This is a genomic window from Bacillota bacterium, assembly GCA_024655925.1.
Taxonomy (GTDB): domain Bacteria; phylum Bacillota; class DTU025; order DTU025; family JANLFS01; genus JANLFS01.
Genome location: JANLFS010000033.1, coordinates 19165 through 27109, shown reverse-complemented (window position 1 = coordinate 27109; position 7945 = coordinate 19165). Strand labels below are relative to the sequence as shown.

At 63.0% G+C, this 7945-nt stretch carries 8 protein-coding genes and 1 pseudogene; all 9 read left to right on the top strand.

Annotation, left to right across the window (positions count from 1 at the left end; all coding sequences use genetic code 11):
• On the top strand, positions 1–535 hold a 535-nt coding region (locus NUW23_06905), incomplete at its 5' end, for a hypothetical protein (GenBank protein ID MCR4425908.1).
• A 262-nt stretch (positions 536–797) separates the two neighbouring features.
• Positions 798–1295: a 5-(carboxyamino)imidazole ribonucleotide mutase gene (gene purE, locus NUW23_06900; GenBank protein MCR4425907.1), complete on the top strand. Its 498-nt coding sequence runs from the start codon at positions 798–800 to the stop codon at positions 1293–1295.
• A 26-nt stretch (positions 1296–1321) separates the two neighbouring features.
• Complete coding sequence (locus NUW23_06895; protein MCR4425906.1) at positions 1322–2041, top strand: phosphoribosylaminoimidazolesuccinocarboxamide synthase; 720 nt, start codon at positions 1322–1324, stop codon at positions 2039–2041.
• Positions 2038–2298, top strand: coding sequence for a phosphoribosylformylglycinamidine synthase subunit PurS (gene purS / locus NUW23_06890; protein ID MCR4425905.1), 261 nt, complete (start codon positions 2038–2040; stop codon positions 2296–2298). The genes NUW23_06895 and purS overlap by 4 nt, the downstream gene beginning before the upstream one ends.
• The gene (purQ, locus tag NUW23_06885) at positions 2295–3020 is read left to right on the top strand and encodes a phosphoribosylformylglycinamidine synthase subunit PurQ (protein MCR4425904.1); all 726 of its coding nucleotides are present in this window, start codon (positions 2295–2297) and stop codon (positions 3018–3020) included. The genes purS and purQ overlap by 4 nt, the downstream gene beginning before the upstream one ends.
• Position 3021: 1 nt before the next feature.
• Positions 3022–5217, top strand: a complete 2196-nt coding sequence (gene purL, locus NUW23_06880; protein MCR4425903.1) for a phosphoribosylformylglycinamidine synthase subunit PurL — start codon at positions 3022–3024, stop codon at positions 5215–5217.
• A pseudogene (gene purF, locus NUW23_06875) lies at positions 5199–6611 on the top strand (amidophosphoribosyltransferase). The gene purL and the pseudogene purF overlap by 19 nt, the downstream one beginning before the upstream one ends.
• Before the next feature lie 33 nt (positions 6612–6644).
• On the top strand, positions 6645–7679 hold the full coding sequence (gene purM / locus NUW23_06870) for a phosphoribosylformylglycinamidine cyclo-ligase (GenBank protein ID MCR4425902.1): 1035 nt from the start codon (positions 6645–6647) through the stop codon (positions 7677–7679).
• The coding region (locus NUW23_06865) for a phosphoribosylglycinamide formyltransferase (protein ID MCR4425901.1) at positions 7676–7945 on the top strand (270 nt) is incomplete at its 3' end. The genes purM and NUW23_06865, both read left to right, overlap by 4 nt.

The window sequence follows — 7945 nt, the reverse complement described above, 5'->3', positions numbered from 1 at the left end:
ATCAAGAAAGAGGGCGGCGGGCCAGCCGGTTGAGATGCCCCACGCGCGTCCGGTCTATGTGCCCTCTCAGGCGCCGCCTTTCGGCCCGGAGACACCTATTCCCGCCCCCTACACCGGGTCCGAGGTGACCGAAGTTACAGAGGTGACAGGCGGGCCTGAAAGCCTCGAGGAGCCTGGAGCCAGAACCGATGAACCATATACCGCGGGATGGCATGATCTTGGGGATGAGCGAGCGCGGGAGTGGGGCCGGGAGAGGCTTCGGGAATGGGAGATGCCGGAAGGTCCAGGGTCGCTCGGGCAGGAGGCACGCGAGACAGAAGGCGCTGAAGGCGAGGAAGGCACGTCCGAATGGGACGAACCCCTGATCGCGGCGGAGCCGGGAGGGCCGGGCCCCGAAGAAAGCCCAGCGAGGCTTCAAGGCATCGGGGTGCTCGCGGCTGACCAGGCGGCGATGGGCGTCGTATGGGCGGAAGTCCTGGGGTACCCGCGGTCCGTCGCACGGCGCAGACGTGCTGTCCTGCGTGGCTCTCGTTGACACTTGCCCTGGGCTGGTGTAGACTCAGGGTGTGAGAACGGCATACGGCACGCTTGAGCGAAAGTGCGTCTAGGGTTCCACCTCCGACCGACCTTCGGCACGGGGGGCTCGGACCGAGCGGCGCAGGCACCGTGAATTCGGTGCCACACCTTGAGGGATAAAAGCCCCGGCGGTCAGGTTTCACTCGTGTGAGACTACCGCCGGGGCTTGTGTATTTCCAATAACCCGCGTTCCCGGGGAGCACGAGGAGGATGCCAACGGGATGGAGTGCCCTATCGTCGGAGTGGTCATGGGGAGCAAGTCAGACCTGGATATCATGGCTCGCGCAGTTGAGACACTCTCATCTCTCGGGATTGCATGCGAGGCGAGAGTGATATCTGCGCATCGAACTCCGGATGCCGCGTCTGAGTACGCCCGGACAGCGCGGGAGAGAGGCATTCGCGTCATCATCGCAGGAGCCGGGCTCGCCGCGCACCTCGCGGGCGCTCTCGCGTCTAACACCGTGGTCCCGGTGATAGGCGTTCCGATTTCGTCCGGGACCCTCGGAGGGCTTGATGCGCTCCTGTCCACAGTCATGATGCCCCCTGGAGTCCCCGTCGCGACTGTGGCTGTGGGAGGTGCGGAGAACGCCGCGATTCTGGCCGCAGAGATCCTCGCTCTGGAGAACCCGGACCTCTCCGAGCGTCTGCTGAGGCGGAGGGCCGAGATGGCGGAGAAAGTCCGAGAAGCTGATCTCGAAGTTTCGATGCAGAACAAGTAGTCTCAGAAGACAAGGAGGGGCGCAACTTGACTCAGAGCTTGTGTAAGCTGTATGAAGGCAAGGCGAAGGTAGTCTTTCGTTTGCCCGATCCGGAGCTAGTGTTGATGCAGTTCAAAGACGACGCCACCGCGTTCGACGGCAAGAAGAAGGGGACGATCGCGGGCAAGGGCCGGGTGAACAACCTCATGTCCGCCGAGTTGTTCAGACTTCTAGAGGCGAACGGGGTGCGCACGCATTTCGTGCGGCTCGAGGGAGAGACCGGGATGGTGGTACGTAGCCTCGACATGGTCAAGCTTGAGGTGGTCGTGAGGAACATAGCGGCCGGAAGCCTGTCGAGGAGGCTTGGGATACCCGAAGGCACCGAGCTCCCTAGGGCGGTGGTGGAGTTCTACTACAAAGACGATTCGCTCGGCGACCCCCTGGTGACTGAATCTCATATCGAAGCTCTGGACCTCGCACCAGCTGACGTGGTCGCGGAGATGCGAGACACTGCCCTCCGGGTCAATGAGGTCCTGAAGGCCTTTCTCCGCGATCGTGGGCTGATCCTCGTAGACTTCAAGCTCGAGTTCGGCACTGCCGGGGGCCAGCTGGTGCTCGGCGACGAGATATCCCCCGATACCTGCAGGCTCTGGGACGTCGAGACCAGGGACAAGCTGGATAAGGACCGGTTCAGGCGGGACATGGGTGGTGTTGACGAAGCCTACTCTGAGGTCCTGGCCAGGATCACGGGAGGTGGGCGCAGGTGAACTTCCGAGCCTTCGTCCGTGTCAGTCTGAAGAAGTCGATCCTGGATCCGCAGGGAGACGCGGTCAGAAGGGCCCTGCTTTCAATGGGATATGACGGGGTGGCAGACGTGAGGGTAGGCAAACATCTCGAACTCCTCCTCTCAGCGCCGGATGAGGAAGCCGCGAGGGACCTAGTGGACGAGGTATCCAGAAAGCTTCTGGCCAATCCGGTCACTGAGGTCTATGAGTTCGATCTTCAGGAGGAATCGGGCCGATGAGATTCGGCATTGTCGTCTTCCCTGGCTCCAACTGCGATCGCGACTGTATGCAGGCGATCGAGGCTGCCGGGTTCGAAGCCGGGTTCATATGGCACCGCAGCGCGTCCGTGGATGGGTTCGACTGTGTTGTTCTTCCCGGAGGGTTTGCCCACGGAGACTACCTGCGCGCCGGGGCGATCGCCAGGTTCTCTCCTGTGATGGACCAGGTCCGGGAGTTCGCCCTCAGAGGTGGTCCGGTGTTGGGGATCTGCAATGGATTCCAGGTGCTCCTGGAGGCAGGCCTTCTGCCGGGTGCGATGCTTCCCAACACAAGCAGGAAGTTCGTGTGCCGCCCGTGCCACATCAGGGTGGAGACCACCGAGACTCCGTTCACGTCCAGCCTCCGGGTCGGCCAGGTCCTCATGCTGCCCATCGCCCACGGGGAAGGTAACTACTACGCGGACCCTGCGACCCTCGCTGAACTGGAGGCGTCCGGAAGAGTGGTGTTCAGGTACTCCGATCCTCAGGGGCGCGTAACCGAAGCGGCGAATCCCAACGGAAGTGCGGGGAACATCGCGGGGATATGCAGCCCCGGCGGAAACGTGTTCGGGCTGATGCCCCATCCTGAACGCGCTTCCGAGGAGATACTCGGTGGGACCGACGGCCGTCTTCTCTTCGAGTCCGTAGCAGCGTGGGTGAAAGGGGGCGGCGGCAGTGGACTCCGGGACCAGCGTCTGGCGTGAGATGGGGCTTTCTGACGAGGAGTACCAGCGGATCTGTGAGATCCTGGGACGCGACCCGGGACTGGTGGAGATCGGCATGTTCTCCGTCATGTGGTCCGAGCATTGCTCCTACAAGAACTCAAAGAGAGTCCTCCGCACCCTGCCCACCTCCGGGCCGTGCGTCCTGGAGGGCCCCGGGGAGAATGCGGGCATTGTCGATATCGGGGACGGGCTTGCCATCGTCTTCAAGATAGAGAGTCACAACCATCCCTCCGCAGTCGAGCCCTATCAGGGGGCGGCAACCGGCGTGGGGGGGATCATCAGGGACATCTTCACGATGGGTGCCAGGCCTATAGCCATCCTTGATTCCCTGCGGTTTGGAGACCTCTCCTCGGCCAGGACCCGAACACTCTTCGAAGGCGTGGTGTCTGGCATCTCAGGTTACGGAAACGCGGTGGGCATCCCAACGGTCGGTGGGGAGGTCTGGTTCCACCCAAGCTACGCGAATAACCCACTTGTGAACGCGATGTGTGTTGGGGTGATGCGGCATGAGGACATCAAGAGGGGAGCAGCTCGGGGAACGGGAAACAGCGTCATGGTGATCGGTGCCAGGACAGGCCGCGACGGGATCCACGGCGCCACCTTTGCCTCGGCGGACTTGACGGACGAGGCTGTGGAGAGGCGGTCAGCGGTCCAGGTTGGAGACCCGTTCAGAGAGAAACTGCTGCTCGAGGCGTGCCTTGAGCTCGTGGCACGAGGGTGTGTCCTCGGCATACAGGACATGGGCGCGGCTGGTCTCACTTGTTCCTCCTGCGAGATGGCATCCCGCGGAGACTCCGGGATGGTCGTGGATCTGGACAAGGTCCCGAGGCGGGAATCGGGCATGACCCCTTATGAGGTGATGCTTTCCGAGTCTCAGGAGCGGATGCTCCTGGTTCCAGTGCCCGGGAAGGAAGATGAGGTACGGGAGATTCTCTCCAAGTGGGAACTGGAGGCGTCCGTGGTCGGGCACGTCACCGAGGACGGCTTCATCACAATACGGGAGGGTGGAACCATTGTCGCGCAGGTTCCGGCGAAAGCTCTTGCCGACATGGCTCCTGTGTATGACCGGGAGGCGAGAGAGCCGGAGTACATTGAGCGTCTCCGTGCGTTCGACCTTTCGTCTATCACGGATGCCCCCGATCTGGGTGACGCCCTCCTGCGCCTGCTGTGCTCACCCAGCATAGCCAGCAAGGAGTGGGTCTACCGCCAGTACGACCACCAAGTGGGGGCAGCCACTGTGGCCGGCCCCGGGTCCGACGCAGCCGTACTCAGGCTATCTGGGACATCGAAAGGGATTGCGCTGGCCACCGACGCGAACGCCAGGTTCTGCTATCTCGACCCGAGGGGTGGCGCTGCTCTCGCAGTGGCAGAGGCCGCACGGAATGTCGCGTGTGCCGGAGCGCGGCCCCTAGCCATTACCAACTGCCTGAACTTCGGAAATCCGATGAAACCCGAGGTCTTCTGGCAGTTCAGAGAGTGCGTTCGGGGCATGAAGGACGCCTGCCTGGCTCTTGGAACTCCCGTGACCGGGGGGAATGTGAGCTTCTACAACGAGGATGGGGAAACCGCGATATACCCGACGCCTGTCATCGGCATGGTTGGCGTGCTCGAGGATGTGTCCCGGCGAGTGCCTTCAGGGTTCCAGCGTGCAGGAGACACCATCGTCCTTCTTGGCACAACGCGGGACGAGATAGGGGGGTCGGCCTACCTGGCGCTGATCGGAGGGGTCGAAGCAGGCCCGATTCCGACCTTGAGCCTCTCGGCGGAGGCGCGTCTGATAGATCTGCTTGTCAGGGCAGGGGCCTCTCGTCTCATTGAGTCGGCTCATGACCTGTCAGAAGGCGGGCTCGGGGTTGCGCTGGCGGAATGCTGCATTCTCGGAGACGTCGGAGCCCATGTGAGCATCGAGACGTCCCTGCCACCAAGCCGGTACCTGTTCAGCGAAAGCGCGTCTCGCGTTCTCGTGACCGTCCGACCGGAGCAGGTTCGAGACCTCAGAAGCCTCGCTGCGGATATGGGGGTCGAAGCCACCGTGATCGGAACGACGGGCGGGTGCCGGCTGTTCGTCGAGTTCACGGGCGGGGAGGCATCCGGGGCGGCGTCATCACTGGATCTGGCCGTGTCGGACATTTCGAGGGGGTACAGGGAGGCGATACCGTGCGCGATGCAGGGGTGAGCGCCTGGCAGGACAAGCTTCACGAGGAGTGCGGCGTGTTCGGGGCGTGCGTCGACCGAGACGCGTCTCAGCAGACCTATTACGGCCTCTTGTCTTTGCAGCACCGGGGACAGGAGAGCGCGGGGATCTCTGCTTTCAGCTCCGGCACGATCAAGGTCATCAAGGACATGGGCCTGGTGTCAGAGGTTTTCGGGCCGGACACCCTCTCTGCCCTTCCGGGGCGGACTGCCATCGGGCACGTTCGCTACTCCACCTCGGGCGGAAGCGAGCCTATGAACGCCCAACCCTTTGTATTCCGTTACATCGGCGGCATGATGGCCGTCGCCCATAACGGCAATCTCACCAACGCGGAAAGACTCCGGGAGGACCTCGGCCGCTCTGGTGTGGTCTTCCAGAGCACGTCGGACTCGGAGGTTATCGGATGTCTGATCGCCAGGTACCACTCTCTCGGGATGGTCGGTGCCATAGAGCGGGTCATGGAGGACCTGCGGGGTTCGTACTCGATACTCATCATGGAAGGCGACACTATCTACGCAGTGAGGGACCCACACGGGTTCCGGCCGCTGGTTGCGGGAACCGGTCCTTCCGGCACTTTCGTGGCGTCAGAGTCATGCGCATTGGATGCGGTGGGAGCGGCCCGCCAGAGGGATTTGGCCCGTGGGGAGATTGCGATCATCACGAGGGATGGCATCCGCTCCGCCAGGACCAGGGCTTCCGGCCGGTGTGCCCGCCCCGCCACGTGCGTTTTCGAGTACATCTACTTCGCCCGCCCCGACAGCACGATAGACGGGATAAGCGTTGCCGAGGCTCGGGAGAGGTTCGGGCGGCAATTGGCCGACGAGACCACCATACAGGCGGACGTGGTCGTCCCAGTTCCAGAGTCAGGGGTGGGAGCGGCACTCGGTTTCTCCGCGGCGAGCGGGATTCCGTACGAGCACGGGCTCATGAAGAACCGTTACATGGGCCGCACCTTCATCCAGCCATCGCAGGATCAGAGGGACCTCGGGGTCAGGCTCAAGCTCAACGCCGTCGAGCGCAGCGTTTCGGGCAAACGGGTGGTACTTGTGGATGATTCCATAGTCCGAGGGACCACCAGTTCCAGGCTTATAAACCTCGTGCGAAAAGCGGGCGCCCGAGAGGTGCACCTCGTGGTGTCGTCTCCGCCTGTCACCCACTGCTGCTACTATGGGATAGACACCTCCGAACGAGGTGAACTCGTAGCGGCCACGAAGTCGACGGAGGAAATACGGCAACAGATCGGGGCGGACTCCCTGCACTATCTCTCCATAGACGGCATGCTGCGCTGTCTTTCGGACCTGGCGTCCGAGTCTGGGTGCCCCGCTCCGTTTGGGCTGTGTACTGCATGCTTCGATGGCCGTTACCCTGAGGCTCCCGACGGGCACGGCAGGGATGAATGCCCTGTCTCGGTGTCCTACCGTGAATCGGGCGTGGACATAGATGCCGGCGAGCGGGCAGTGGAACTCATGCGGGAATCAGTTCGGCGGACTTTCACTCCGGGTGTCCTCAGTGATATCGGTGGATTTGGTGGCCTGTTTCGGCTGGATGTAGCACAGTTCCGGGATCCTGTCCTCGTGGCGGGGACGGACGGGGTTGGCACGAAGCTCAAGCTCGCGTTCGCCTTGGACCGCCATGACACCGTGGGCATCGATGCGGTAGCGATGTGTGTCAACGACGTGCTAGTGTCAGGGGCGAGGCCCCTCTTCTTCCTGGACTACATTGCATGCGGGCATCTAGTCCCTGAGCGCGTCGCGCAGATTGTCTCTGGGGTGGCGGAGGGATGCATGCGGGCTGGGTGCGCCCTGATCGGGGGGGAGACAGCCGAGATGCCCGGGTTCTACCCCGACGGGGAGTACGATATCGCCGGGTTCGCTGTCGGTGTGGTGGACCGCGAACAGGTCGTCGACGGCTCGGGAATCAGGCCTGGCGATGTCGTGATCGGGCTCGCGTCCTCAGGCCTCCACAGTAACGGGTTCTCTCTGGCCCGCCGGGTGCTTCTGCAGGCGGGGGGGTTCCTGCTCTCGGACACCCCGTCCTGCCTGGACAGACCTCTGGGTCAGGTGCTCCTCGAGCCGACGCGAATTTACGCCCGGGCTGTTGCAGATCTTGCACGCGTGGTCCAGATCCGGGGCATGGCCCACATCACCGGGGGAGGACTGATCGAGAACCCCCCGAGGATGCTGCCTGCCGGCACTGCCATTGAACTCGAAGTGTCATCTTGGCCGACGCCGCCGATCTTCGGTCTGATTCAGGAGATGGGCAACGTAAGTGCTGGTGAGATGGCGAGGGTGTTCAACATGGGGATTGGCTACATCGTTGTCGTCCGTGACTTCGACGCCGGCCGAGCGCTCGAGGCCCTGGCTGCTTCGGGGGAGGTTCCTTACATGATCGGACGGATCACCCCGGGCGATGGCACGGTCCGACTTGTGGGGGGTCGTACATGAGGATTGTCGTCATGGCCTCCGGCAGGGGAACCAACCTTCAGGCGATCCTGGACGCGGTCCGCTCTGGAGAGATAGACGCGGAAGTCGCAGCGGTCGTCAGTGATGTCAGGGACGCCCCTGCTCTCGACCGCGCGAGGGCGTCTGGAGTGCCTGTCGCGGCGGTCGTAAGGCGGGAGTTCGCGTCGCGCGACAAGTTCGAGGAAGCGCTCGCAGCGTGTGTCGAGTCGTTTGCACCGGATCTGATCGTCCTCGCCGGGTTCATGAGG